Raw genomic sequence first — 26,726 nt, 5'->3', positions numbered from 1 at the left:
GGTTAACCCGCCTTCTTATACTCCTGATAGGCCTCTCCTTCAGAGAGCCATTTAGGCGCTGGCTTGCCTTTCAAATAATGCTCGAAGTATTGCATCATACGCAGGCTATAGTCGAGCTTGTTTGGGTACTTCTTCAGATGATGAGGTTCATCCTGGTACTGCAGGAACACCACATCCTTACCCGCGCGGCGCATCGCTAGGTACAGCTCAACGCCCTGCTCCCAAGGCACAGCATCATCTTTATCACCAAACATGATCATCATAGGTGTCTTAATGCGCTCAACATAGAAAACGGGTGAGTTTTCGATATATTTCTGCGGCGCCTTAAACAGACTCTCACCGATACGGCTCTGACCCGTTTCATACTGGAACTGACGTGCCAGACCAGTACCGTGACGAATACCACTGTAGGCGCTGGTCATGTTAGATACAGGTGCACCGGTAACTGCCGCCTTGAAAATAGAGGTCTGAGTGACAGCAAAGGCTGTCTGATAACCACCCCATGAGTGCCCCTGAATACCCACGGCATCGGCATCAGCAATGCCCATATCAATCAACTTCTGCACACCAGAGGTCAAGGCCTGCACTGAGCTGGCGCCAGGGTAACCTACTTCAAAGCGAATATCGGGCAAGAAGATGGCATAACCATTATCGGCATACCAGGCAAAGTTAGGTCTGTGGTTAAGCTTCATATCAGGGAAGGCATGCAGCCTGTCACTCATAAAGCGATAGAAATAAACCAGCACGGGATAGCGTTTACCCGCCACATAATTAGATGGTTTAATTAACACACCATCGAGTGGCTTACCGTCACCATTAGTCCAATGCACCAACTCGGCCTTGCCCCAGTCAAGTTGACGTTTCTGATCGTCTAAACGTGTCTGACGCTTTGCCTGCTGCGGACTCAACAACTTACTGGCGTAAAGATCTGGGTAGAGATCATAACGCTCTTTGGAAAAGAGAATGGCATCGCTCTGTTCGGCGCGGGCCAACAACTTGAGCTTGTAATCGCCTTCCATCAAAGGCTTAACGCCAGAGACGCCTACCTTGGCTTCATAGAACCCATCACCCTTGGTGCGCTCGTTGTAGCCGTGAAGCAGCAAGGTTTGGTTTTCCTTAAGCAGATCCGGCTTGTCCTCTCTTTCTAGCAGACCTGTGACACGATACTGGATCTGCGCCTTACGTCCCTTGGCTGCGGTTATGCGAAACGCATCGAAAGAGTCGGTATTGAACTGCCAGATATCGTACTTATCATAGGCAAGAAACGCCGAACCATCTTCAAGCCAAGGCCCCAGACCATAACCTGGTGCTGCCGAAGGGTAGTCATGGTCTTCGTCAGCAAATGGCGTCTTAAAGTCTTTAGTCAGTTTAACCCGACTATCCTGGGCGATCTGATAAAGGAAAATATTACCCTGCTGGTAATAGGCGACGAATCGCTCGTTAGGTGATAGCAATGGCTTTTGACCCACAGGTTGCTGGATCAAGAACGCCTGCTTGCGTCCCGTATTGAGATCCACCAAATAGTAATCGCGGTAGAAACCCGCCCAAGTGATCATCTTTAGATATGGCACATCAGTGCTGGCTAGCACGAAGCGCTGCTGTTGACCTAACTCGATATCAGGCACCGTCTGATCGGCCAGTTGCACCACTTGCTTGGAGCCCAGATGCAGCACAGCCAAATAGGTGCGTTTAAGCTCCTTCTTGTACTGTTTTACCTCGTTAGGCTTAATGCGCGGGTCATCACCATGCCAAACCCTCAGCTCACGCTGTCCGGTGATCACTTGGTTGTCATAAAGATCTTCACTCTTGGTCACCTTAGGCAACTCAAGCTGCTGGTTCACCTCAGGCACACGGCCGAAAAAGAGTCGCTTACTGTCGTCTGAGAAGGTCAGCTCGCTGTAACGATTTAAGGTCCACTCCTTGGTGTTAGCCACCTGGTGCAGCGCCTCATCTGCCGTCTGATACAAGGCTAGGTGATATTCACGCCCCCAAGGCGCATCAGCTGCCTTGCCATAGGTGTAGGCGATGTATTTACCATCCTCACTGACCGACACTGCGCCGATCTGCTGATCCACATATCCCGAAACCACCTGCAAGTCGCCACTATTGAGGTCCAGGCGCTGAACCCTGTGCAGATTGTTGGCCGCATCATTTTGCGCAACCACCAAGGAATGACCCACTTTGTCAAAATAGTAAGCCGTAACATGGGCTAACTTTTCACTGCTGCCGTTCTTTAGGTTGACCAGCTCTAAGGTCCGCCCTTCATCAAACTTGTCGACCTTTGACGGCTTCTCTGTCTCAGATGCCTTAGGCTTACTGTTCTTATCGCTACTTTGCCCGTCATCATCCGCGTCGTTATCGGCCTCTTCACCCGCCTCATACCAGATGGCCAAATGACTCCCCGCTTCATTAAAGGCAAACTGCTTTACCTTGTCATAGCGAGTCTCTTTACCCGTTTGAGTGTCGACTAATACAACGCCTGACTTCAGTTTTTTGCGCGCCTTGGGCGTGGCTTGTTCCTGCTCAAGTAGACTAGGCGCCAAGGTGAAAGCGGCGAAACGACCATCGTGGCTGATAATAGGTTTGCTACCACCTGCCACACTAAAGCTAGTGTCTGCATCGAGACGTTTCACCAAGCCATGGCTATCGCCTCTATCAGGGCTTACCTCTACGGCGAAAGCATTGCCTTTTGCCGACAGGACAGGTTTATTGAGGGATTCGAATTTCATGATGACATCGGGTGTCACATCGGCGCTAAATGCGGCGCAAGAAAAAAGACTGGCACATAACAAAGATAAGGTTGGTAATGGCTTCAAGGTCTTCCTCGTTTTAACTTGTTATTAACGGACGTTAGACTAAAGTAGACTTTTTTAACGCTTAAGGATCAATCATCGTGATTAGCCTCTATTATTGCAAGTTAGCCTACACAAAAAAACGTGAGATTGCTCACTATTTCCTGTAAAATTTGCGCGAAAGTAGTTAAAATAAAGCCGATAAGATTCTAAAAATTCATAGTCATAAAACCGTGTCTTTCGACATGGTCAGACAATAGCAGTAACGACCAACCGTGGAAGGACTCTCCATGTCAAAAAGAACAATTACCGTTATCCCAGGTGATGGGATTGGCCCGAGCATAATCGACTCAGCAATCAAGATCTTAGATAAAGCCGGATGTGATTTCGAATACGAGTTCGCCGATGCTGGCCTAGCCGCACTTGAGAAGCAAGGTGAACTTCTACCCCAACGCACACTAGACCTGATTGAAAAGAACCGTATCACCCTAAAAGGGCCGCTAACCACCCCAGTTGGCGAAGGCTTTACCTCAATCAACGTCACTTTACGTAAAAAATTCAGCCTTTACGCAAACGTACGCCCTGTATTGTCTTTTAAAGGTACTCAGGCTCGTTACGACAATATCGATATCATCACGGTACGTGAAAACACCGAGGGGATGTACTCAGGCCTAGGCCAAACGGTTTCTGAAGACGGTGCCACCGCCGAAGCCACCAGTATCATCACCCGTCAGGGCGCAGAGCAGATCACTACCTTCGCCTACGAGCTAGCGCGTAAAGAGGGTCGTAAGAAGGTCACTATCGTACACAAGGCTAACATCATGAAGTCAACTTCAGGCCTGTTCCTGAAAGTGGCTCGCGAAGTAAGCCAGCGTTACCCAGACATCACCACTGAAGAGATGATTGTCGACGCGACCTGTATGAAACTGGTGATGAACCCAGAAAACTTCGACGTGATCGTAACCACTAACCTGTTTGGCGATATCCTATCGGATCTTTGCGCCGGTCTGGTTGGCGGCCTGGGGATGGCACCGGGTGCCAACATAGGTAAAAACGCAGCGATCTTCGAAGCGGTTCACGGCAGTGCACCAGATATCGCAGGTAAGAACCTGGCGAACCCTACCTCAGTGATCCTGGCATCGATTCAGATGCTGGAATACTTAGGTATGTCAGACAAGGCACAAGCTATTCGTAACGCGGTTTCAGCCGTTATCGAAGAAGGCGACCGTACTACCCGCGACTTGGGCGGTACTCATGGTACGACTGACTTTACTCAGGCGGTTATCGAACGTCTGTAATCGACACCTGAAGGTCTATCAGTGACAAAAAAGCCCCGCTTAACGCGGGGCTTTTTATTAGCTGTTTTATCACTTAGCTAGCACGCTGAGCAAAGCTAACCGAAATTAAAACCGACACCTGGGCGCAACCAGAGATGCACAGTCACTTCGTCTCTGTCGTGGTAAAGATGCTTACAGGCTAGGTGGAAGTCATCGATGCCATTCTCTCTCAGCACCTCTTTCATGGTTGCCAAGATGGTCGACACCTCTTTATAACGGCTCTTCATCGGCAGCTTAAGGTTAAAGATCGCTTCCTTAAACCAGCCGTTAATCGCCCAGGCCTCCATCAGCTCGGCCACACGCGAAGGCTTCTCCACCATGTCGCACACCAGCCAGTAGATATTCTTCTTTGGCGGCTCGAAACGGAATCCGTCGGCCTGATAGTGCCTCACCTGACCGGTATCCATCAAATTCTGCGCCATGGGGCCGTTATCAACCGCCGCCACAAACATACCGCGGCGCACCAGCTGATAGGTCCAGCCACCAGGGCAGGCACCGAGATCCACCGAGTTCATACCACTGCGCAGGCGCTGTTCTTGCTCTGACTTAGGAATAAAGTGGATAAAGGCTTCATCCAACTTGAGCGTCGAGCGACTCGGTGCATCGCTGGCCATCTTGAGTCTCGGGATCCCCATAAAATAGGGTGAACTGTTATGACTAAGCGAATAGCCCACATAAGCGGTTCCCGGGCCAACAAAGCAGACATGGATAATGGGTCGCTTTGGGTTTTCTTTCTCAAGCAGGGCGCCGCTGCGTTTCAGTGCCTGTCTCAAAGGCACGGTAAATTTACGGCAGAAGGTGGAGAGCTCTTTGGCCTCATTAGTATCAGGCGTCTCAACCCTCAGTTCACCCGCCTTATGTACCTTCGCCAGCGCTTCGACGATAGGCGTCACCCGATCACCCTCAGGCAGATCCTTTAGCAGCTCATTGGCGGCAAACATCTGGCGGGTAAAGATCAAAGAGTCCAGCTCTAGCTGCTCCGCCAAGAGATCCGCATCTCCCGCTTGAAAACACTGAAAGATCACATAACCATCGTTACGGTTTGTCTTTACAAAGCCGCCAATATTCAGCTCCGCGGCCCGCTCCTGAATCTCGGCGGCGCAGTCTTTCTCGTAGCCGGCACGGCAATATAAAAATAGGTTTATCATCAGAACATCCTGAATAAAAAATGGCGACCCACACAATTGGCCGCCATTCTACACTTTCTCGAAAATGAATACGATTATCTTAATGCTTTAGCCACAGGCTAATCATCCAGCTCCACTACGCGATTACGCCACACGGCCACCGCAATAAACAACCAGCCGACCAGGAAGCAAACGCCGCCCATAGGCGTTACCGGGCCCGTCCACTTACTGCCGACCAGCACATAGAGATAAAGCGAGCCGGAAAACAGTACTATACCCAACAGAAACAGATAACCTGCCCAGTCAATCAAACGCGACTTGAGCCAATGGCCACTAAAGGCAACGGCTATCAGGGCAAAGGTATGATAAAACTGATACTCAACCCCAAGGTTAAAAATGTCGAGCATCTCGGGTGTCGTGACCTGCTTTAGTCCGTGAGCACCAAAAGCCCCTAAGGCAACGGCTAAAAAACCGCTTAGCGCTGCTAGCAATAAAAACCCTTTACGCATCTAACCCCCTAATAAAATGGATACTATGTGAGACAGCTAGATCCAGATTAGCGCCTAGACTGGTACCTGACGACTTTCTTGGTTGAAAACTATGATCGCCATCGGCTAACCACTCAAGTTTTGCACTATAGGAGGCAAGCCAAGGTTCCACCTGCCCCTTGGCGCCAAACTTGTCCCGCTCACCTTGAAGGATCAGTAGCGGTGCTTGGCACTTGGCGATAGGCTCAAGTCTGGGGTCACCCCCTTTAAGCGGCACGAAGGGGTAACCTAGACAGATCACCCCATCGAGTGGCATCTCAGCCCCCAGAATGGCGGCCATACGTCCTCCCATGGATTTCCCCATGACCACTAAGCGTTTGGGCTGATATACCTGGCGCAGGGTATCTAGATGCACAGAGAAATCTTTTAATAGCTTAGGCGCGCGATCCGGCGGGCGGCGCTTGCCATCAATGACATTATTGCGCATATAAGGAAAGTTAAACCTGACCACGGCCACGCCCTGCTCTGCGAGCTTAGCGGCCATCTGCACCATAAAGTCGTGCTCCATGTTGGCCCCGGCCCCGTGCGCCAACACCACCAGGGTATCGCTCTGGAGTTGTTGCGCCTTAATTGGGCCCGAAAACAGACACTGGCTAGGCGGTAACTCGGCTGCGCCAAGCCGTTCATTCAATACTTGCTTAAAACTCATCTTATCCCTTAATAATGGCGAGGCACCTAAAATGCTCGCCAATAGATTATCCCGGCAACAACTCGCTGCGAGACTCCTCTTCAAACATGTCTAGCATCCACTTTCTAAAGGCCACGATCTTACCTATCTCGGCATGATTTTGCTGACACACTAGATAGTAAGCGTTTTTACTAACGAGCACTTCGGGGAAAGGACAGACCAAGCGTCCAGCCTTGATGTCGGGTCGGGCCAATACGCTATAACCCAGCGCGACACCCTGACCATGAGCAGCAGCCTGTAACACCAAGGAGGAGTGGCTAAAGATAGGCCCCTGATTCACATTAATATCATTAATCCCACATTGTCTAAACCACGCCTGCCAATCATGGCGGCTGGAATCGTGCAATAAGGTGTGATGTCTAAGGTCGCTCGGCTCAGATAAAGGCTTAGGTCCATTAAGTAAAAGTGGAGAACAAACGGGGATCAACACCTCATTTCTTAGCTTATCGGCACGCACGCCAGGCCAGTTGCCCATGCCGTAATAGATGGCCACGTCTACGTCATCGGTCAGGCTACTGGTTTCATCATCCACCGCCTTGATACGCACATCGATATCGGGATTATTCTCACTAAAATTAGCCAGACGAGGCACCAGCCACTGAATAGCAAAACTCGGTGAAGTGCTTACCGTTAGGGAACCGATGGCACTTCGAGCCAATAATCTATCTGTGGCATCAGCAAGTTGAACAAAAATATCTTTGATGTCGAGAAAATAGCCCTGCCCCTCTTCGGTCAATAGCAAGGAACGGTTCTTACGACGGAAAAGTTTTAGCCCTAAATATTCTTCTAATGCTTTAATTTGATGACTTACCGCGGCCTGTGTCACAAAAAGTTCTTCCGCGGCGCGCGTAAAGCTTAAGTGACGGGCAGCAGCTTCAAATGCCTTCACTGCATTCAATGGAGGTAAACGTCTCGACATAGTGATCCTTGTCTCACATTTTAATTAGTTTTTCTAATCCGTATTGTTACATTTTATCGTTTGTAAAGGGAAGGGTTTTTGGTTAAATTTTGCGCCAACGAAATGAGTATAGTTAGACAGCCTCGACGACGTATATGGGGAGTGTCTGACACCCCAAGATATGCCGCCCGGAGGCGACCACTATGATTAACTTTAAAACTGTATTTGCCATCGCACTGCTCTCAGCATCAACCGCTGCAAACGCCGATGAGATAGTTATCGACACCGCAGATCTGCATGCATCTATCAGTGCACAACTGGCCGAAGGCTTAGAACAGATGCAACAAGATCTTAACGAAGACCTTAACGCTATTCTGGTCGCTCAAAAAAATGAGCAGCAAGAAACCAGCATCAGTGCTCAACGCGCTGAATAATCTCAAAGCCTTTTCAATTAAGCCGCATCTTCGATGCGGCTTTTTTATGCCCATGGTTACCCAAGACGGTTACCCACGAGTGAGGCATCAGCCCAGTTAAATTACGCCAGCCCCTCAATAAATCCAAGCATTTATAGCTGTAATAGTGAGAGTCGCTCATAAAAAAGGCTGCCCACTTGGCAGCCTCTATCTTTAACACTTAGTTCTCGTCACTACACTGACACCTACAAAGCGCTATACAGGACGATAGACCTTAACGTTGTGATATCCCTGCTCTTGCAGGTAAAGCGCCTGTAGCTTGCTCATGACGCCTCTATCGCAATAAAGCAGATAGGTCTTCTCTTTGTCGAGATCGGCAAACTGTGTCGCTAACTTAAAGAAGGGAATACACTTCACTTCTATGCCATGAAGGGCAAGCGGACTCTGCTCTTCCTCTTCCGGTGCGCGAATATCCACCACCACTTCACCGCCCGACACCGCATCAACCGTCTCTGTCTCGGTGATCTTAGTATCCATGCTGGCAGCGATATCGCGAATATCAATCACCTCGGCGGCAGCCACTACTCGCTCAATTAAGTCTTCGGAGAACTTCTCCTCCTCGGCGAGAATCTTACCCATCACAGCTTTCACCGTCGGCTTTTGCGAGATCACGCCGCAATATTCAGGGATCGACTTGGCAAAGTCTTCAGTACCTATCTCGCGACTTATATTAATGATGTCTTGCTTATCCATCACGATCAGCGGACGCAGAATCAACATATCTGTGCTGCGGTCAATCACGTTTAGATTGGTCAGGGTCTGACTCGAGACCTGCCCCATAGCTTCACCCGTCACCAAGGCCTGAATACCCATCTTCTCGGCGATAAGGCTAGCGGCACGCATCATCATACGCTTGAGGATAACCCCCATCTGACCGTTATCGACCTTCTCCAGGATCTCCTGCACCACAGGGTCAAAGGGAACTGAGATGAATTTCACCTTGTGTGACTCGCCATACTTCTGCCACAGATGATAGGCCACCTGCTTCACACCAATCTCATGCTGGTCGCCGCCCAGATTAAAGAAACAGTAATGGGTACGAGAACCACGCTTGATAAACTGGAAACTAGAAACGCCAGAGTCGAATCCGCCAGAGATCAATGACAATACATCTTCCTGAGTTGCCATCGGGAAGCCTCCCAAACCTTGGATACGCTTCTCAACCAGATAAAGGTTTTCCTTATCTATCTCAAGATTGACCGTCATATCGGGATTCTTAAGCCTAACCCCAGCCGCTTCGGTAAACTGATTTAGCCCACCACCAACATAACGCTCAACCTCTATCGAGTTAAAATCGTGTTGGCCACTACGCTTAACCCGCACACAGAACGTTTTACCGGCTAACTGCTCTTTATAAAGCGCCAAGGTTTGCTGATAGATATCGTCGACTGACTCGAAGGTGCTCTCGCGCACCTGCAGAACATGGGCAATACCTGGAATACAGGCGAGACGCTCGGCATAACGCTCAATCATCTCTGGTTTGTCTTCTGGCACCCTGACCATGATCTTATCCCACTGACGCTGTACTTTGGCCTCTTCATCGACCTTACGCAGCACATTGCGGATATTGGTTTCAAGCATCTTGGTAAAACGCATTCTTACCGGTTTGCTTTTCATCATGATTTCAGGAAACAGTTTTACGATAAATTTCATGGGCGTTCCGAGGGAATAAATTTAAACAGCAATCTTGCCATTATACCAAGCCCACTGCACAAATGCCCATAAATCAGCGGCTCGGGAAGGATTTTCTGCCATGTCAGGCAGAAGTGAGCACTTTTTATTCAGCGATGCCTTGCCAGCTCACAAGGGATAGGGCCTAGCCTGAGTGATGAAAATGCAAAAAGTCCACCTAAGTGGACTTTTTCATTATGGAGCTTTATTTCATTTTACTGCCCAACGAGGATCTCATCAGACTCCTTCGCCTTGCCTTGCTCAATCGCAATTTCAACTCGGCGGTTGCGAGCGCGGTTATCGGCGGAGTCATTGGGCACTAACGGCGCGGTACTGGCCATGCCAACAACCTTCATACGCTGCTGATCAAACCCTGAAACGCGTACCAGCTCATGGGCGACGGCCACCGCACGCTTGCTGGAGAGATCCCAGTTAGAACTGTAAAGCTCGTTACTGATCTTCATATCGTCGGTGTGACCCGAGACGGTAATGATCCCCGGCACATCCTTAAGCAGTTCACCCACGCGGCGCACTACAGGCTTAAACCTAGGCTGAAGGAAACCTGAACCCGATGAAAAAGCCCCCTTCTCTCGGATGCGAATAATGATCTGCTGCCCGAGAGATTCAATCTCGATCGCCCCATCGACGATCTCCTTATTGAGCTCCTGGGCCATCTTTTTCACCTGATCATTGATCTGATCCTGTGATGCTGCCTCTTGCTGCTGTTGCTTGGCCTGCGCTTCAGCGTCAGACTCTTCCTGAGCCGTCGATGATGCCTCGCCACCACGTTGCTCACCCTGCTGTTGCTGCACGCCGCCGGCGCTGTCATCTTCACCGGCTTGCACCTCAATGATGGGCTCAGTCATCTCGTTGGTTTGTTGGTTAATGATCTCAATTGGTGTGGGTTCGGGTTTACCAGGACGAAACTCCAGTGCGATCACCGAGGTTCCCTTGGGAATGTCTTTAACTTCGACCTTATTCTGTACCCCAAAGGCATACTTCATCGACCCGGCGATCTGCTTGAACTTCATGACGTCCATCTCAGAGAAGGCGAGCAGCAAGACGAAAAAACACATCAGCAGCGACATGAGGTCGGCAAAAGTTGCCAACCACATAGGCGCCCCGGCTGGGGGGCAATCGCATTTGACCTTCTTAGCCATCTGGCTATTCCCCGTCCGTCGTGTCTATCTCTCGCTGTTTCTCCGAGAGGTAATTCTTCAAGAATCCCTCGATGACCCTTGGGTTTTGGCCATCTTGAATAGCCAATACCGCGTCCATAATAAGGTTTCGATTGAGCATCTCTTCACTCATGCGTAGCGTGAGTTTGTCGGCAATAGGCAAGGCCACCATGTTGGCAAGAATGGCACCATAGAGAGTCGTCAACAAGGCTACCGCCATCGCAGGCCCAATGGACTTAGGATCATCCATGTTAGACAACATGGCCACCAGACCGATAAGGGTACCAATCATCCCCATGGCGGGCGCCACATCCCCCAGCGCCTTAAAGATACCGATTCCGGTTTTATGGCGCTCTTCGGTGAGGGCGATATCTTTTTCCAGCGCCTCACGTACTACGTCACCATCATGCCCATCGACGAGCATGTCGACCGCTTTTTGCATAAAGCTGTTGCTGATCTCCGCTTCTTCAAGGGCCAAAAAGCCCCCTTTACGCGCGGCATCGGCCATAGTGACCGCCTGCTCGATCAGCTCATCCGGCTTATCTATCTTAAACATAAAGGCTTTGGCCGCAATCTTGACCGAACCGAGGAACTGTTTGAGGTTGTATTTCATCATCACCACAAACAGCGAGCCTATCAATACGATTAGCACTGAATTCACATCGATAAATATGGCAATGCCGCCACTACCGATCATAGCTCCGATAATAAAACCAAACGCACCAATTAGGCCTATCAGGGTCGCTAAATCCACAACTCTTCCTCTTATACAGTATCGGCTATTGCTAATATCTCGGCCTAATGACCAAGCTCTCAGTCAACACCATAATCATCTCGAGACGGATATCCACTCTACTCACTCTTATAATCTAAGACATCTCATTTGCGCTGGGTGGTGACATAAAAGTCGCCAATTAGACATGAATTCACCTAACCGCAGGCGGGAGTTTACGATATAATATCTGACAAAATTGAGTATTGTTCTAATTCAATTATCGGACAGCTTACACGCAAGTTTAGCTACAAATTCAATTTTTTATAAAAAAACCTCCTTAAAGCGTGCTATTGCACAAATATACGACAGCGCAATTTGACCCCTAGGGTCGACTGAGATACTTTGTCTGTCGCTAAATTCTTGGGAAAATCACCGTGGCCAAAAAACCTGAAAACCTGACCTTCGAAGAGTCGCTCACAGAATTAGAACAGATCGTCACCAGCTTAGAGCAAGGCGATGTGGCTTTAGACGACGCCCTCAAACAATTTGAACGCGGCATCAATCTGGTCAGAAATAGCCAAGGCAAACTCGAACAGGCCCAACAGAAAGTCTCCATCTTGACCCAGGAACAGGATCAACCCAGCTTGCAACCCTATCTGCCAGAGGGCGAATAATTGCTAAACGAAGCGATAACGCGATACCAGCAGCGCGTCGATGAACAGCTGCGCCATTTTATCAAGGCACAAGACGAGACTGAGCCACAGCTGAAGGCCGCCATGAAACACGGCGCCCTGATCGGCGGCAAGCGTATCCGCCCCTTTCTGGTCTATGCCATAGGCGAAATGCTTAACGTGCCACTGGAAAGACTCGATGCCTGCGCCGCTGCCATCGAATGTATTCATGCCTACTCTTTGATCCATGACGATCTCCCCGCCATGGATGACGATGCCCTGCGTCGTGGTCAACCGACTGTACATATCGCCTTTAATGAAGCAACGGCCATACTGGCAGGTGATGCCCTGCAAACCCTGGCGTTTGAGATCATCAGCCGAGAAGAGAGCGAACTCACCGCCGAGCAGCAACTGGCCATGGTACGGGCTCTCGCCAAAGCCTCGGGTTACAGCGGCATGTGTGGTGGTCAGGCGATGGATCTTAACGCCACAGATAAGCAGATAGATCTCGACACATTAAAACGACTTCACAGATTAAAAACCGGTGCGTTAATTCGCTGCGCAGTAGAATTACCTATCATTGCTGCCAAGGTCACAGATGAACAAGCTCGCCATCTGTTAACATTTGCCGATGCAATAGGCCTCGCCTTTCAGGTACAAGATGATGTACTGGATATTATTGCCAGCACAGAAGAGCTAGGTAAACCCCAGGGATCGGACTGTGAGTCGAACAAAAGTACCTATCCGAAACTACTTGGTTTATCCGGGGCACAAGAGACTGCAAAAAGTTTGATTGAAGACGCCCTATCAGCGCTGGCTAAATTACCATACAATAGCCAGTTAATTGCCGAATTCGCCCGTTTCATCATTGAGCGAAGAGTATAATAAAGAGCCAAAGAATCTCGCTATGAGTTTGGATATTACGAAATACCCTGTGCTGGCACAGGCTGACACCCCCGACGAATTACGACAGCTTCCACAAGGGGTGCTACCAAAACTTGCTGATGAACTCAGAAGTTACCTCCTACAGTCGGTAGGCATCTCCAGCGGCCACTTCGCCTCTGGCCTAGGCACGGTTGAACTGACAGTGGCGCTGCATTATGTCTACAACACGCCATTCGATCGCCTGATCTGGGATGTGGGTCATCAGGCTTACCCCCATAAGATCCTCACGGGCCGCCGTGATAAAATGCACACCATACGCCAAAAAGGCGGTATTCATCCCTTCCCTTGGCGTGAAGAGAGTGAATATGACACCTTCAGCGTAGGACACTCTGGCACCTCTATCAGTGCCGCGCTAGCTATGGCCGTGGCCGCTGAAAAAGAGCAAGCCGGTCGTAAGGTGGTTGCCGTCATCGGTGACGGCGCCATGACAGGCGGCATGGTATTTGAAGCCATGAACCACGCCGGCGATCTGCACAACGACATGCTGGTCGTACTCAACGACAACGAGATGTCTATCTCGGAAAACGTCGGTGCACTCAACAATCATTTGGCACAGCTGATGTCGGGTCGTCTCTATACCACGATCCGCGAAAACAGTAAGAAGGTGCTCAAGGGAATGCCAGTCATCAAAGAGATGGCTAAGCGCACCGAAGAACACCTAAAAGGCATGGTTGTCCCTGGCACCATGTTCGAAGAGCTCGGCTTTAACTATATCGGCCCTATCGATGGCCATGATGTCGACGCTCTGGTCGAGACGTTACGCAACATGCGTAACCTTTCAGGCCCGCAGATACTGCATATCATGACCAAGAAAGGTCGCGGTTATGAGCCTGCCGAGAAAGATCCTATCGGCTGGCATGCCGTACCTAAGTTTGACCCATCGACCTTCGCCAAACCTGCCGCGAAACCCGCTAACCCCACCTTCTCTCAGGTGTTTGGACGCTGGTTGTGTGACATGGCAGAGAAGGATGACAAGGTACTTGGGATCACTCCCGCCATGCGTGAAGGCTCTGGCATGGTGGAATTTTCTCAGCGTTTCCCGAAACAGTATTTCGACGCCGCCATTGCCGAGCAACACGCGGTCACCCTAGCCGCAGGTTTTGCCTGTGAGGGATATAAACCTGTACTGGCTATCTACTCCACCTTCTTGCAGCGCGGCTATGATCAGCTGATCCACGACGTGGCGCTACAGAAGCTACCGGTGATCTTTGCTATCGACCGCGGCGGTATCGTGGGTCCAGACGGCCCAACCCACCAAGGGGCCTTCGATCTCAGCTATATGCGCGCCATTCCAAACATGGTGATCATGGCACCCTCGGATGAAAACGAATGTCGTCAGATGCTCTACACAGGTTACTGCTATAACGAGGGCCCCACGGCCATACGTTATCCAAGAGGCAGTGCCACAGGAGAGCCTCAGGTTGAAACCATGACGGCGATGGAGATAGGCAAGGGCCTCATCAAACGTCAGGGTAAGAAGATTGCCATCCTTAACTTTGGCACTACGCTCGCCTCGGCGCGTCAGGCCGCAGACGCCTTAGATGCCACCCTGGCCGACATGCGTTTTGTTAAGCCACTGGATGTGGCGCTGATTAAACAGCTGGCAGACAGCCATGACCTCTTGGTTACAGTTGAAGAGAACGCCATCATGGGCGGTGCTGGCTCTGGTGTGCTGGAAGTATTACAGCAGCTGAAGCAACCTATGCCTGTGCTCAATATCGGCCTGCCCGATGAGTTTATCAAGCATGGTGAATGCGGCGAGATCCTCGCTGAGCTGCAACTCGATGGCCCGGGTATCGAAGCGCAGATCCGCGCCTATCTGGCGGACTAAGCCTGATCCTCAGCCCATAAAAAAGGCCTCTTAATGAGGCCTTTTTTAATCTCTTAAAGCAATCAACTTATGCCTGAGTATCGACGCTCGCGCCGCCCTGAGACACCATCACCATGGCAGGGCGCAATAGACGCTCGTTCAGCATATAACCTTTTTGCATTACCATCATTACAGTATTAGCCGGGAACTCTTCGCTTGGCTGCATACCGATCGCCTGATGATGATCAGGGTTAAACGCCTCACCTTGTGGATTCACCTGGGTCAGGCCAAACTTCTCTACCGCACTGGTAAAACTCTTCAGCGTCAACTCTACCCCTTCATAGATCGCCTTAGTGGCTTCATCTTCGGGGCTGGTACCTAGCAGGGCGCGCTCCATGTTATCGATCACAGGCAAAAGCTCATTTGCGAACTTCTCCAGGGCAAACTTATGCGCCTTCTCGACATCGATAGCCGCGCGGCGACGTACGTTATCCACTTCGGCAGCAGCGCGAATAACAGAATCCTTCTGCTCTTCCACTTTAGCCTCGGCAGCTGCCAGGGCTTGCTCTAGCTCTTCAACACGGAAATTAGCTTGGGTAAGTTCATCCATCAAACTGGCTGCATCTTCAACCACCTCGGTTTCAACTTCTACAGCTTCAGTTTCTTCAATTTGTGGTTTTTGGGCTTTGTCTGACTCTTTGCTCATTGTTACTCCAGCTAAAAATGCTTTGTTTCTGCATGCTCTGGGCATATTATGGGGATCAAATTTGAGGTTTCAAGCCCTAGGGTCTGTTTATCTTTCAGATTTGATTTTTGTTCAATCTAAACGTGTTTTGCTCAAGGCACGTACTGTGTCGCATCCTTATGCTATGTAAATAGCACGCAACACAGAGCTGGGTACGTTTAGATGAACCCTTCAGGCAACTTTATATAGGCGATTTCTACTGGATTATCGACCGTTTATGTAGAATAACGACTCGGGCTCTGCCTGATATAAATCGCCCACAAATTGCTGCAAAAACAAATAGGAAAGATCAATAGCCTCTAGGCATAGATCGAACAGAAATATGAGCAAAGCGTTTCAAACAATCGGCTTAATCGGCAAACCCCACCATTCAGGTACGCATAAGACCCTTAAACGCCTGCATCATTGGTTAACCATGCAGTCTTATGATGTTTACGTCGAAGAGCGGGTGGCCGCAGAGATTGGTCCTCAGGTCAAATCGGTCGATCTTTTGCAAATAGGCGAATATTGCGATCTCGCCATTGTCGTAGGCGGCGACGGTAATATGCTGGGTGCTGCAAGGGTGCTCGCACGTTTCGATATCGGCGTCATCGGAGTTAACCGCGGCAATTTAGGCTTCCTGACCGATCTTCCCCCTGATACTTTCGAAGAGGCACTGGGCAAGGTACTGCAAGGCGAGTACGAAACAGAGCACAGGTTCCTGCTGGAATCTGAGGTGCACAGGCACGGCGAGATGAAGTCCAGCAATACCGCGGTCAACGAGGCGGTACTTCACCCAGGAAAGATTGCCCATATGATCGAATTTGAGGTCTACATCGACGACAAGTTCATGTACAGCCAGCGGGCTGACGGCATGATAGTCTCGACGCCAACAGGCTCGACCGCCTATTCGCTATCGGCTGGCGGTGCAATTTTAACGCCCAATCTTGAGGCATTAATCTTAGTCCCCATGTTCCCACACACCCTCTCCTGCCGTCCTATCGTGGTCGACGCCTGCAGCATCATCAAGCTGGTTGTGTCTCCCCATAATGGCGACGCCTTAGAGGTTAGTTGTGACGGTCACGTCACCCTGCCAGTCTTGCCTGGCGATGAGATCCTAGTGCGCCGCAGCTCAGAGCGGCTCAGACTGATCCACCCCAAGGGCTACAACTATTTCCACGTACTAAGAAACAAGCTTGGCTGGGGCAGCAAGCTGTTTTAACCTCGCTGGAAACACTCTGCGGCGATATAGCAAGTAATTTAAGTGGGTAAAGCTGATTATAGACTGGCAACAAAAAGCCCGAGCTGAGCTCGGGCGTTAAGATTAATTCAGCTGATAGTGTAGCTGAACTGTGACCTCTGCCGGTATCGGCTTTCCGTCGACAAACTTAGGCGCATATCGCCAACGTTTTATCACCTTCAACGATTCTCGGGTAAACAACTGTCCCCCTTCAGAGGCAAGCACCACTGGGTCGCGCACAAAGCCCTGCTCATCCACAGTAAAGCTCATCTGAGTCCACCCCTCCCGGCCATCTCTGGCGTATGAGAGAGGGTATTTAGGTGGCTCACGGTAGATAGGTGCCTGATCCTGTTCATCTGACCAAGGCCTCATGCTGCCAATGGCCACACAATGCTGAGTCGACTTGTCACTGAGGCCTTCTGCCTCGTAAAGCTCCACCAACCGAGCATGGGCGGCCAGTTTATAGGGGTGACTATAGTCCAGTACAGAGAATTGCTTGACGACCTCCTCCAGCAGGGCGATCGCCTCATCCTCATCTTTCTCCGCCGCCTTAATCATCCCGGCATAGTAAGTAGCCTTAATCCGCGCCATTGCATCGGCTGGCAGCTCATGACGATAGATTTGGTAGGCTTCTAAGGCCTCGTCTCGAATATCTCGGGTATAGAATTGGGTCGAAACCAAACCATGAAAAGTCAGCATCTTTACTTCTGCCTGCAGCAGAGGCTTATCGCTATCCTGGGCGATAGAGATCGCCTGTTGGAATAATTTCACCTTCTCTTTAGAAGCTTCCATGGTCTGCGCCGCACCAATCAAGGGGTCAATAAGCTCCAAGGCATCGCGACCAAAGTGCTGGCGATAGATCTCAATAACATTGTTGAAGTGTTGATGAGCAGTCTGTATCTCATCATTGTCTTGTAGCGCCGTGGCCAAATTAAGCTCAAGGTTGGCGACATCCACACTGCCTGGCTCAAAATAGCCCTGCCCAAGCTCATAGGCTTTCGCTGCGGTGAGCACCACCTTCGCCTTATCTTGCTCGGCAAGTGCCTGCTGATAGGCCGTGTAACTGTCACTAAAAGGGGAAGCGATGCCAAACGGGGCAATAAGATGCGCGCAGACTAATAACGCCGCACCGGAGAAAAACTTTTTCATGAACAAATATCCTTATTTGTGAACGTCCAACATAGGTTTCCGTTGTCAGCCTTACCGCTAACAGCCAGGATAGGCCCACCTTGGCACATCCTGCGTATCCACTCTCGGTCTGGAAACGAAAATCCCCTCTAGGGTATCAGGAATCAGGACTGACTTAAATCCTTTGAAAGCTTACTCATAACGTAAATCATCCAAAGTGTCAGCACTAAAGAGCAAGTCGCTAGAGAGACCCACACGCCAGCTACGCCAAACAACCAAGCAAACAGATACAGCACCAGAGCAATTAACACGAGCTTACTGCCGGTCAGTATCGACGCCTCGCGCGGACGGTTAATGGCCTGGAAAAACGCCGCGCCCACCAAGATCAGCCCTTCGAACGGCAGCCCCCAGAAATAGAGACGCATGCCCTCAATCGCCACAGGCGTTAATTCAGGGTTATCGCCGGCAAAGATGTAGACCAGGTACTCTGGTACCCAATAGATAAAGGCAACACCAGCCAGCGCCGTTACCAGCGTCATGATGATAACGATTTTCAGGGTCTCAAAGACCCGGTCAAAACGCTTAGCCCCGGTATTGAAACTCAAAAGCGGCTGCGTGCCAAAAGCTATCCCTTCGAAAATGAGATAAAAGAGGGCTTCGGCATAACTGACCACACCATAAGCCGCCACATGGATAGGGCCGCCCACCCAAAGAAACGCCATATTGTGCAAGGTGAGCACGATAGACAGATAGAGGTTCATCAGGAAACTGGGAAAGCCCACTCTGAGGATATTAATGCAGTGGTCCAGATTAAGACGCATCTGCTGCCAGTTAATCCCCAGGCGTGTCTTAGACGTGAAGAAATGCTGCAGACAAAGAAGCCCGGTAACGGCCTGACAGATCATGGTCGCAATCGCCGCCCCGGCTAATCCAAAGGGGTAAACGACAATCAGGAGCCAGTCTAACAACACATTCAGGCATCCGGATATAATCAATACAACAGTGACAAATCCTGGCCTGCCATCGTTTCGCAGCAAAGCGGTAAAGGCGATGGCGAGGATGGGGAAGACGCCGAGGGCAAAATACCAAAACAGATATTCCAGAGCACTACTCAGCACCTCACCTTCGGCGCCAAGCCAGATCAGCACAGCTTCGCTCCATTGGGTACCCACCAGCGCAAAAACCGCCCCCGCCAGCAAACAGAGAGTAAAGGCGTTACCCAACAGGTGTCTGGCCCGGCTAACGTCGTTGAGCCCGAGATTAATCGAGACTAACGCAGCAGCGCCCATGCCGATCAGGGCGCCGATGGCATAGAGAATGGCGCCCACAGGATAGGCCAACATCATGCCGGCCAGACCCACCTCACCCAGATAGTGGCCCACAAACATACCGTCGATAGCCACATAGACGCCTGTCACCACCATAGAGAGAATGGTGGGAATGGCATAACGCCACACCAGTTTAGGGATGGGCTCAGTGGCTAAGGGAGAACTCTGGCTGCTTTCAAGCATAGGGGTTAATAAATCGACACAAACGGCTGTTGGGATGCGAAGATATCAGATAGCAAGCGGTTTAGATAGCTGCAGCAGCGCCGCTTCGATATTAGTCACATTGATAGCCGTTGAGGCGATCAATTCGAGACGAGAATCCAGACTATCATCGAGCTCCATCACCGTCAGTTGACCATCCACCAAGTTAAGCGCAGCAATCCCCTCATCGGTGATCACCACAGCCTTAAAACGTAAGCACTCCAGTCCCTTCACCCAGGCGATCAGCCCCTCGAAATCAAACTCAAACCGGCAATCGAACACCCAACCGGCGCTATAGTTTCCCTCATGCTGATTACTGGCGCGGTAGATCCCCTGCTCATCAAATGCAATCTCTGTTTCTGGTGCCTCTTCAAACGGCAGTGCTGGCCGCATCATAGCGTTAGCAGGCGCCTTGGTAGCTGGCTGAGTGTGCCAGGCCGTAGCCCGCTCAAAATAGTGGCTGCAAATAAAGGCAAACAGAGATTGCTCACCCACCTTAGGTGTCTGCATCAAACTGACAGGTACGGGAGTTGCCGTGATCCCCTGCTGGGTTAAAAAACCTTGCAGACGCGTAAGATCCGCCTCATCGCTAAGATCCATCTTGGTCGCCAGGATAAGGTCGGCAATCCTTAACTGATCGATGAACAGACTGCTCTGTAGATAACGATCATCTTGTAGTTTTCTCGGGTCCACCAGACAGATAGTGCTCTTTAGCGCGATCACCTGCTGAAAATGCCCCTGACTTAACACCTCGACGATCTCCTTGGGGTGCCCAAGACCCGTCGGTTCAATCAAGAGTCTGTCGGGTTTGGCCCGGGCAATCAGTTGATTCACCGCCACCTGAGTCGGTACGCCAGCGGCGCAGCACAGGCAACCACCCGCCACCTCTTTGATGGCAATCCCCGTATCACTTCCTTTTAACAGCTCGCCGTCTATGCCTATCTCACCAAACTCATTCACCAGTACGGCCCAGGTTTCATCGGCAGGCTTATTCGACAGCAAATATTTAATAAGGCTGGTTTTACCTACGCCAAGAAAGCCGGTGATAACATGGGTAGGTATAGGTTTGAGGATCATGCAAGGCTCCAACATCAACAATCACTAGGACGGCGCGAGTGATAACAAGATACCACGACACGCCCTAGGATATATAAGGACTCAATAACACGGCAGGGCTAATTGGCGGCTCGTTTGGGTCAGCCTTTGTTTACTTTAGGGCCGCTCTTGTGTGTACGCCCAGCACCACGTTTCGCGCCACCAGGCTTGCCCCCATTTGATCGCCCCTGGGACTTACCCTTAAATTTGCTGTTAAACTTATCGCGTTTTGCAGCCTTCGGCTGAGACGCACTCTCCAGCTCACGGTATCTGGCCGGTAGTGGCGCCCCGAGTTCATAGCCAGGCTCAACATGACGCGCTAGTGTCATGCCGATAAGGCTCTCTATGGTCGCCAGGGCGGCTTCATCTTTCTTGGCCACCAAAGAAATACTGACACCGCTTAACCCTGCACGGCCGGTACGACCTATGCGGTGCACATAATCCTGAGGATCATCTGGCAGCTCCAGGTTGATCACCAAAGGCAAGGCGGCAATATCCAGACCACGGGCGGCCACATCGGTTGCCACCAATACCCTGAGCTCACCAGCCTTAAACTGCTCTAACGCTCGATTGCGCGCCCCCTGGGTTTTATCACCATGAAATACGGCGTTTTTAATGCCATCCAGCGTCAATTCCCTGTGCAGACGCTCGGCGCTCTCCTTAGTGTTCACAAACACCAGCACCTGCTGCCAGTTATGACGCCCTACCCATTCGGCGAGCAGCTCGGCCTTGCGACGGCCATCCAAGGTATAGACCTTCTGCTCTATCTTGGGGCCACTGCCTTGGCGGACAACGTTAATCCACTCAGGGTTATCCAGCATAGTGGTTGCCAGGGCTTTGACCTGCGGGCTAAAGGTCGCGGAAAACATCATAGTGGAATGAGGCTCAGCCAGCAGACGCTTGGTTCGCTCGATATCTTTGACAAACCCCATATCCAACATGCGATCCGCTTCGTCGATCACCAGATGCGCGACCTCGCCAAGATCCAGCGCCTGCTGACCAATCAGGTCAAATAGACGTCCTGGGGTCGCTACCAAAATGTCCACCCCTTTGGCTAAAGCTTTACGCTGAGGATTGATGTTGGCGCCGCCATAAATGGCCAGGGTCGTCAGCTCGGTAAACTGGCTGTAGCGGCTGATACTCTCAGCGACCTGCATGGCTAACTCTCTGGTCGGGGTCAATACCAAGGCCGTGAGCTGTCCTAGCCTTCTTGGCTCATTCAGCAAACGCTGCAAGAGGACAAAGCTAAAGGCCGCCGTCTTGCCCGTGCCCGTTTCGGCACAGGCCATCAGATCCTGCCCAGCTAAGGCGCTGGGGATCACCTTGGCCTGCACCTGAGTCAATGCCTGATAACCACATGCCTCGGCAGCCTGAGCGAGCAGTGGGTTTAATGAGAGTGCATCAAAATTCATGGGGGACCTATGAGGTGACAAAAAGTGAGCGCGGAGTCTAGCAAAAATGCCGGACTAAAGGTATCGCTATATCGAGTAGGAAAGGGCTAGCTATCACGATTAACCACATAGCAGCGCTCAAATTCAGCCAGCGATACAGGCCGTGAGTAGAGATACCCCTGGCCGAAATCGCAGCCGGCGTTAGCGAGAATGTCATGCTGAAACTGGGTCTCAACCCCTTCGGCAATTACCTTGATCCCTAATTTATGGGCCATCACTATGATGGCCTCACACAGGGCGACACCATCGCTGTCTGATTCTAGGTGGCGAGTAAAAGATTGATCAATCTTGAGATAATCGATATCAAACTTTTTCAGGTAAGCCAAAGAAGAATAACCTGTACCAAAGTCATCCAGTGACACCTGAATCCCCGCATCACGGTAGGCCAGCAGCTTATCTTTGACCCCCATGGATGCATCGAGCAGTAAGCCCTCGGTGATCTCGACACAAATCGCATTGCTCGATAGCTCTAAATGACGCAGCAGCGCCAGCCATTCGGCAAAGGTATCTCCTTCATCACGGAACTGGATGGGCGACTTGTTGATACTGATCTGGATCTCAACGCCATACTGAGTGCGCCAACGTGCACTTTGCTGGGCCGCCTTCTCAAATACCCAGTTGCCGATATCGTTGATCAACCCCGTTTCCTCGGCGATAGGAATAAATTCACCCGGCGACACCAGCCCCCGCTCGGGGTGCTGCCAACGGATCAAGGCTTCCGCCTTGTAAACACCTTGCTTTTGCATATCGACAATCGGCTGATAATACAGCTCAAATTCCTTACGATTGATGGCATTACGCAAATCTTTAATCAAAGCCATACGATAGCGGGCGTACTCCTGCATCGAAGGGGTGAAATAGTGAAAACGATTGCGCCCCTGCTCCTTGGCGGCGTACATCGCCTGATCGGCATGCTTAAGCAAACCTTCGATACTGGTCGCATCGTCGGGATAGATGGTGATACCAATACTGGCACTGATATAGGCGGTTTCATCGCCTAAACTATAGGGCTCGGCAATCCGCTCCAGAATACTCTGCGCCACCCGCTCGACGCCGCTGGGCGCATCAATGCCCGTCAGCACCACGGTAAACTCATCACCGCCTAAACGTGCCACCACATCCGACTCACGAATACAGCCCTTAAGGCGCTTAGCGGTTTCCTGCAGAAGCAGATCCCCCATATCATGACCTAAGGTATCGTTAACCTCTTTGAAGAAATCCAGATCGAGAAACATCAGCGCAAAATGACTTTTATTACGATCGATTCGCAGTATCTCGGTACTTAAGTATTCCAGTAACATACGGCGATTAGGTAAGCCTGTCAGCGGGTCATAGTTAGCCTGCTTCCAGATGATCTGCTCCGCCTCCTTCTTCTCGGTAATATCGGAGAATAAGGCCACCCGGCGGTAAACCTCACCGTACTGGTCGAAAATGGTGTTAATGGTGAGCCAGACCATGTATTCATCACCACTCTTGCTCTTAATCCAGAGCTCCCCCTGCCAATAGCCACTGTCGCGAATGGCGCGGTTCATCTCATCATATTGACTTTTGGGCGTCCGCGAGCACTGTAAGATACGGATATTTTTTTGCAGCGCCTCATCTTCTGTATAACCTGTGATTGAGGTAAAGGCGGCATTGATGGTGATGATGAATCCCTGGTCATCTTGCACGCTCATAGCTTCGCTCGAGTTGTTATACACAGATGCTGCCAATTCCAGTGACTCCTGCACCTGCTTCTGCTCGGTAATATCTGAATGCACGCCGCACATACGGGTAGGTAAACCATTGCGGTCCCGGCTCACCACCTTACCCGTATCTAAAATCCAATGCTCTTCTCCGCTGTGGCTTATCAAGCGATACTCTATGCTGTGTTTTTGCGTCTCCCCTTTCAGATGGCGCTCGATAGAATTAAGCACCTCCATTCTGTCCTGGGGATGAATCGCGTCGATCCAGAGTCGACTATCCTGATTGAGCTGCTCCAGCTCACAACCCAGCACCCTGGCACACCATGGGTTACGTTTGGTTTGATTGCTCTTTATATCCCAATCCCACAGGCCAAGATCGCTACTCTCCAGTACCAAGGCTAGCCGCTCCTGACTGGTACGCATCGCCATTTCAGCCCTTTTATGTTCGGTAATATCGATAAAACCGGCGATCACCATATCAACCATATTGTGGGTGCGTCGACACCCTACGGTCAGGTGGGTATAAACAATCTCTCCATCCTTGGCAACGAAACGTTTATCCATCTCGTAAGCGTCAATCTCCCCCTTAAGCATGCGCTCAAACTGCTCTAAATCAGCATTAAGATCCTCAAAGTAGGTGAGTTCCGACCAGGTACGATTTAACAGCTCAGCCTCTGTGTATTTAAGCATCTTGCACAAGCGAGGGTTTACCTTCATCCAACGTTGATCGACTGAGGTAATGGCGATCCCCATGTTGCCGACATTAAACTGCGAACGAAAAATAAAATCGTCTTGTAGCAAAATCTTAGCGTCGCGCTCAATCTCCAGCCGCCTTGCAAGCAGCAGCCCGATCAACGCGGTCACCAAGGGGAAAATCAACATCACAGGTAGAGCGACCTGAAGCAGGAGCTCAACAAACATTGCGAATGGCACAACAAAAAGCAGAGAAAGTATTGAAAAATGGAGTAAAAAACCAAACAGATAGAGTTCGGTAAAAGTTAAATCGGCAATAGCACTCTTTCGATTGTAGCGCCAAATACTGCCAAACAAGGCGGAGGCAATGATGACGATTAGTCCAAGAAACATGCCCTCTCCACCTTGAATCAGGCGGTAAGCTGCGGCACACGACGCGGCAATAAAGGTCGGTAAGCCACCAAAAAAGAGACCACTAATGGCTAAGACGACTGAGCGGGTATCAATGAAAAAGCCCTCTTGATACTCCCAGGAGGTGACCATGATTAACACAGTCATGCCACCTATAACGACACCTATACCCAAACGCCACAATAGAAAATACTCGCTGCGTTGCTGACGAGGCACCGCATCGTAGATAAACACCAAAATCAACAAGAGTGCGGCATTTTGAGAAAGCGCAAATAAAATATCTTGGTTCATAGAGGATCTAAGGTTTTTATTATCAATCTGATAACATCAATCTGAGTGTAGCAGAAGCCCCACAAAAAAGGACTGACAAAAATCAGTTTAAGCCAATGATTTTGAAAGTAACTCACTCCTTCCTGCACAGCCTTCACTACAGGAGATCACACCAAGATTGGCATAAGTTGCAGCGAGACACGCCGCAAATCTGCCCAATTGTAGCAATAAGGCTACAAAAATCATTAGAAAACACGAAGCTATGCAGTTGATCTCCCCTAAAAACCCCTTATCATGGGCGCATTAAGGATACGCACTCTGCAAGGAATCTGATGCTGCAATTATTCACCACTTTTGGACTCAGCTTGAGCCTGCTGCTGACGCTTGTCAGTTTTAGCGTTACGGCCGAGACCCAATCTCAACTAGCCCCCCAAGTGGCCACAGAACCGACCAAAGTAAGACTAGCGGCGGAAGATAATTGGGCCCCATTTGCCGATCCCTATGGCAAAGGACTATCCCACAAGCTGGTTAAGCAGGCCTTCGCCCGCGTTGATATCGATGTCGATAGTATAGTGATCTCCTACGCGAGAGGGGTGGTCATGACCAAACAAGGGCTTGTCGATGGGGTGTTTAACCTGCATAAAGAGCGTAAAACCGAGTCGGAGTTTATCTTCGGTAAACAGCCCCTGTTTACTGCATCGGCCTCTTTTTATCAAAATAATGCTCACCCGATAACGGCCGAAGACAAGTGGCACCTGCCCCAAGGATTTGTGGTCGGCATTATCAAGGGATATGAATACGGCGACGAGCTAGAGCAGCTAAATCAACTCAAATTGATCGAACTGGACAATCATAATCAGTTAATCAATTTACTACTGCTCAACCGTATTGACGCCGCCATTATGTATGACGAGGTTGCCAAGCAATACCTGCAGCAAATGGGGGTTGATCGAGTGATTGGGCCAAGCGTGCACAATCATACCGGCGATCTCTATGTCGCCTTCTCTAAACAGAGCCCCAATGCTCAGCACTATGCCGAAAAATTAGACCAGGGACTAACCGCTTTAAAACAAGATGGTAGTTATCAGGCAATCATGAACAGTCTCAAGGCGATCGGGACAGATTAGGGCGCGAGTTACAATAAGAATATGCTAAGCTAGCGCCTTTCTTTGTAGCCTAGGCATACGTGTAGATGAGCAGTAAGCAAGATAAATTCAGCGCCACCTTTCACTTCCCGGTTCAGATCTATTACGAAGACACAGACTTTTCAGGTGTGGTCTACCACCCCAACTTTCTCAAATATTTCGAGCGGGCTCGCGAGCATGTGATTGGGGCCGATAATCTGGCTCAGTTATGGCATCAAGAAGGGCTCGGCTTTGCCGTCTACCGCAGTGACATGCTGTGCCATGAGGGCGTGGAATTTGCCGACATCATAGATGTGCGTACCCGCTTCTATTTTGAGAGTAAATACCGCACCATATGGCAACAAGAGATCTGGCGGCCTAATGGTAAGAAGCCGGCTGTTACGGCGCATATCGAAATGGTTTGTATGAATAAGGCAAGGCAACTGTCCCCAATGTCAGGGCCACTTATTGCCAAGCTGAGCCAAAGTTTTGATCAGCCTATTAGCCTGTAACATCTGCAGGC

General features: G+C 50.4%; 22 protein-coding genes. 8 read left to right on the top strand and 14 right to left on the bottom strand.

Annotation, left to right across the window (positions count from 1 at the left end):
* Positions 1-2 precede the first annotated feature (2 nt).
* The gene (locus tag L2712_RS09835) at positions 3-2,816 is read right to left on the bottom strand and encodes a S9 family peptidase (protein WP_248977691.1); all 2,814 of its coding nucleotides are present in this window, start codon (positions 2,814-2,816) and stop codon (positions 3-5) included.
* A gap of 266 nt (positions 2,817-3,082) precedes the next feature.
* Here L2712_RS09835 and L2712_RS09830 point away from each other — a divergent pair, with 266 nt between their 5' ends.
* Complete coding sequence (locus tag L2712_RS09830; protein WP_033537469.1) at positions 3,083-4,090, top strand: isocitrate dehydrogenase; 1,008 nt, start codon at positions 3,083-3,085, stop codon at positions 4,088-4,090.
* 95 nt (positions 4,091-4,185) lie between these two features.
* Here the strand turns inward: L2712_RS09830 and rlmM are convergent, their stop codons facing one another.
* The 4 genes from rlmM to L2712_RS09810 all read right to left on the bottom strand — a co-directional run bounded on the left by rlmM (position 4,186) and on the right by L2712_RS09810 (position 7,411).
* Positions 4,186-5,277 carry a 23S rRNA (cytidine(2498)-2'-O)-methyltransferase RlmM gene (rlmM, locus tag L2712_RS09825; RefSeq protein WP_033537468.1) on the bottom strand — a complete coding sequence of 364 codons (1,092 nt, stop codon included), beginning with the start codon at positions 5,275-5,277 and terminating at the stop codon, positions 4,186-4,188.
* 98 nt (positions 5,278-5,375) lie between these two features.
* Positions 5,376-5,765, bottom strand: a complete 390-nt coding sequence (locus tag L2712_RS09820) for a DUF423 domain-containing protein (protein WP_033537467.1) — start codon at positions 5,763-5,765, stop codon at positions 5,376-5,378.
* Complete coding sequence (locus L2712_RS09815) at positions 5,758-6,453, bottom strand: alpha/beta fold hydrolase (RefSeq protein ID WP_248977690.1); 696 nt, start codon at positions 6,451-6,453, stop codon at positions 5,758-5,760. The genes L2712_RS09820 and L2712_RS09815 overlap by 8 nt, the downstream gene beginning before the upstream one ends.
* 46 nt (positions 6,454-6,499) lie before the next feature.
* Positions 6,500-7,411 carry a transcriptional regulator GcvA gene (locus L2712_RS09810; RefSeq protein WP_033537466.1) on the bottom strand — a complete coding sequence of 304 codons (912 nt, stop codon included), beginning with the start codon at positions 7,409-7,411 and terminating at the stop codon, positions 6,500-6,502.
* A gap of 182 nt (positions 7,412-7,593) precedes the next feature.
* Here L2712_RS09810 and L2712_RS09805 point away from each other — a divergent pair, with 182 nt between their 5' ends.
* Positions 7,594-7,824, top strand: a complete 231-nt coding sequence (locus L2712_RS09805) for a hypothetical protein (RefSeq protein WP_248977689.1) — start codon at positions 7,594-7,596, stop codon at positions 7,822-7,824.
* Positions 7,825-8,058: 234 nt separating this feature from the next.
* On the opposite strand, the gene thiI is transcribed toward L2712_RS09805, so the two are convergent.
* The 3 genes from thiI to pomA form a co-directional block, all read right to left on the bottom strand.
* Positions 8,059-9,516, bottom strand: a complete 1,458-nt coding sequence (gene thiI / locus L2712_RS09800) for a tRNA uracil 4-sulfurtransferase ThiI (protein ID WP_248977688.1) — start codon at positions 9,514-9,516, stop codon at positions 8,059-8,061.
* 233 nt (positions 9,517-9,749) lie between these two features.
* Positions 9,750-10,694, bottom strand: a complete 945-nt coding sequence (locus L2712_RS09795) for a flagellar motor protein MotB (protein ID WP_088904137.1) — start codon at positions 10,692-10,694, stop codon at positions 9,750-9,752.
* 4 nt (positions 10,695-10,698) lie between these two features.
* Positions 10,699-11,466 (bottom strand): flagellar motor protein PomA, encoded by a 768-nt coding sequence (gene pomA / locus L2712_RS09790; protein WP_033537462.1) that lies wholly within the window; start codon positions 11,464-11,466, stop codon positions 10,699-10,701.
* A gap of 395 nt (positions 11,467-11,861) precedes the next feature.
* Here pomA and xseB point away from each other — a divergent pair, with 395 nt between their 5' ends.
* From xseB to dxs, 3 genes are read left to right on the top strand one after another with little or no spacing between them, the layout of a single operon-like run.
* The gene (xseB, locus tag L2712_RS09785; RefSeq protein ID WP_033537461.1) at positions 11,862-12,101 is read left to right on the top strand and encodes an exodeoxyribonuclease VII small subunit; all 240 of its coding nucleotides are present in this window, start codon (positions 11,862-11,864) and stop codon (positions 12,099-12,101) included.
* Entirely contained in the window at positions 12,102-12,983 is an 882-nt protein-coding gene (gene ispA, locus L2712_RS09780; RefSeq protein WP_033537460.1) for a (2E,6E)-farnesyl diphosphate synthase, read from the top strand.
* A gap of 22 nt (positions 12,984-13,005) precedes the next feature.
* Positions 13,006-14,874, top strand: coding sequence for a 1-deoxy-D-xylulose-5-phosphate synthase (dxs, locus tag L2712_RS09775; protein WP_088904135.1), 1,869 nt, complete (start codon positions 13,006-13,008; stop codon positions 14,872-14,874).
* A gap of 67 nt (positions 14,875-14,941) precedes the next feature.
* On the opposite strand, the gene grpE is transcribed toward dxs, so the two are convergent.
* A complete protein-coding gene (gene grpE / locus L2712_RS09770) occupies positions 14,942-15,559 on the bottom strand; it encodes a nucleotide exchange factor GrpE (protein WP_248977687.1) in 618 nt (205 codons plus the stop codon).
* A gap of 361 nt (positions 15,560-15,920) precedes the next feature.
* Here grpE and nadK point away from each other — a divergent pair, with 361 nt between their 5' ends.
* Positions 15,921-16,799: an NAD(+) kinase gene (gene nadK / locus L2712_RS09765; RefSeq protein ID WP_248977686.1), complete on the top strand. Its 879-nt coding sequence runs from the start codon at positions 15,921-15,923 to the stop codon at positions 16,797-16,799.
* A gap of 102 nt (positions 16,800-16,901) precedes the next feature.
* Here nadK and L2712_RS09760 read toward each other — a convergent pair whose 3' ends face one another.
* From L2712_RS09760 to L2712_RS09740, 5 genes are all read right to left on the bottom strand, one after another.
* Positions 16,902-17,966 carry a TonB family protein gene (locus tag L2712_RS09760; protein ID WP_033537456.1) on the bottom strand — a complete coding sequence of 355 codons (1,065 nt, stop codon included), beginning with the start codon at positions 17,964-17,966 and terminating at the stop codon, positions 16,902-16,904.
* A gap of 143 nt (positions 17,967-18,109) precedes the next feature.
* A complete protein-coding gene (locus L2712_RS09755; RefSeq protein WP_033537455.1) occupies positions 18,110-19,456 on the bottom strand; it encodes an MATE family efflux transporter in 1,347 nt (448 codons plus the stop codon).
* Positions 19,457-19,501: 45 nt separating this feature from the next.
* Positions 19,502-20,551, bottom strand: coding sequence for a CobW family GTP-binding protein (locus L2712_RS09750; protein ID WP_248977685.1), 1,050 nt, complete (start codon positions 20,549-20,551; stop codon positions 19,502-19,504).
* A gap of 119 nt (positions 20,552-20,670) precedes the next feature.
* Entirely contained in the window at positions 20,671-21,981 is a 1,311-nt protein-coding gene (locus L2712_RS09745; protein WP_248977684.1) for a DEAD/DEAH box helicase, read from the bottom strand.
* Between the two features lie 86 nt (positions 21,982-22,067).
* On the bottom strand, positions 22,068-25,100 hold the full coding sequence (locus tag L2712_RS09740) for an EAL domain-containing protein (protein ID WP_248977683.1): 3,033 nt from the start codon (positions 25,098-25,100) through the stop codon (positions 22,068-22,070).
* 311 nt (positions 25,101-25,411) lie between these two features.
* Between L2712_RS09740 and L2712_RS09735 the strand changes: the two genes are divergently transcribed.
* Positions 25,412-26,206, top strand: a complete 795-nt coding sequence (locus L2712_RS09735) for a substrate-binding periplasmic protein (protein ID WP_248977682.1) — start codon at positions 25,412-25,414, stop codon at positions 26,204-26,206.
* Between the two features lie 65 nt (positions 26,207-26,271).
* Complete coding sequence (locus L2712_RS09730; RefSeq protein WP_088904128.1) at positions 26,272-26,715, top strand: thioesterase family protein; 444 nt, start codon at positions 26,272-26,274, stop codon at positions 26,713-26,715.
* The last annotated feature ends 11 nt before the right edge of the window (positions 26,716-26,726 follow it).

The sequence above is a fragment of the Shewanella marisflavi genome (genome assembly GCF_023283925.1).
In the GTDB taxonomy this organism is placed as follows: domain Bacteria; phylum Pseudomonadota; class Gammaproteobacteria; order Enterobacterales; family Shewanellaceae; genus Shewanella; species Shewanella marisflavi.
This window is presented reverse-complemented; position numbering and strand designations above follow the sequence as displayed.

Excerpts from the sequence above, each read along its gene's own strand:
- thiI (WP_248977688.1), bottom strand. The coding sequence starts at position 9,516 with ATGAAATTTATCGTAAAACTGTTTCCTGAAATCATGATGAAAAGCAAA.
- L2712_RS09815 (WP_248977690.1), bottom strand. The coding sequence starts at position 6,453 with ATGAGTTTTAAGCAAGTATTGAATGAACGGCTTGGCGCAGCCGAGTTA.
- L2712_RS09730 (WP_088904128.1), top strand. The coding sequence starts at position 26,272 with ATGAGCAGTAAGCAAGATAAATTCAGCGCCACCTTTCACTTCCCGGTT.
- rlmM (WP_033537468.1), bottom strand. The coding sequence starts at position 5,277 with ATGATAAACCTATTTTTATATTGCCGTGCCGGCTACGAGAAAGACTGC.
- L2712_RS09810 (WP_033537466.1), bottom strand. The coding sequence starts at position 7,411 with ATGTCGAGACGTTTACCTCCATTGAATGCAGTGAAGGCATTTGAAGCT.
- L2712_RS09795 (WP_088904137.1), bottom strand. The coding sequence starts at position 10,694 with ATGGCTAAGAAGGTCAAATGCGATTGCCCCCCAGCCGGGGCGCCTATG.
- L2712_RS09750 (WP_248977685.1), bottom strand. The coding sequence starts at position 20,551 with ATGATCCTCAAACCTATACCTACCCATGTTATCACCGGCTTTCTTGGC.
- nadK (WP_248977686.1), top strand. The coding sequence starts at position 15,921 with ATGAGCAAAGCGTTTCAAACAATCGGCTTAATCGGCAAACCCCACCAT.
- L2712_RS09755 (WP_033537455.1), bottom strand. The coding sequence starts at position 19,456 with ATGCTTGAAAGCAGCCAGAGTTCTCCCTTAGCCACTGAGCCCATCCCT.
- L2712_RS09740 (WP_248977683.1), bottom strand. The coding sequence starts at position 25,100 with ATGAACCAAGATATTTTATTTGCGCTTTCTCAAAATGCCGCACTCTTG.
- dxs (WP_088904135.1), top strand. The coding sequence starts at position 13,006 with ATGAGTTTGGATATTACGAAATACCCTGTGCTGGCACAGGCTGACACC.
- L2712_RS09745 (WP_248977684.1), bottom strand. The coding sequence starts at position 21,981 with ATGAATTTTGATGCACTCTCATTAAACCCACTGCTCGCTCAGGCTGCC.
- grpE (WP_248977687.1), bottom strand. The coding sequence starts at position 15,559 with ATGAGCAAAGAGTCAGACAAAGCCCAAAAACCACAAATTGAAGAAACT.
- L2712_RS09760 (WP_033537456.1), bottom strand. The coding sequence starts at position 17,966 with ATGAAAAAGTTTTTCTCCGGTGCGGCGTTATTAGTCTGCGCGCATCTT.
- L2712_RS09735 (WP_248977682.1), top strand. The coding sequence starts at position 25,412 with ATGCTGCAATTATTCACCACTTTTGGACTCAGCTTGAGCCTGCTGCTG.
- L2712_RS09820 (WP_033537467.1), bottom strand. The coding sequence starts at position 5,765 with ATGCGTAAAGGGTTTTTATTGCTAGCAGCGCTAAGCGGTTTTTTAGCC.
- L2712_RS09830 (WP_033537469.1), top strand. The coding sequence starts at position 3,083 with ATGTCAAAAAGAACAATTACCGTTATCCCAGGTGATGGGATTGGCCCG.
- L2712_RS09805 (WP_248977689.1), top strand. The coding sequence starts at position 7,594 with ATGATTAACTTTAAAACTGTATTTGCCATCGCACTGCTCTCAGCATCA.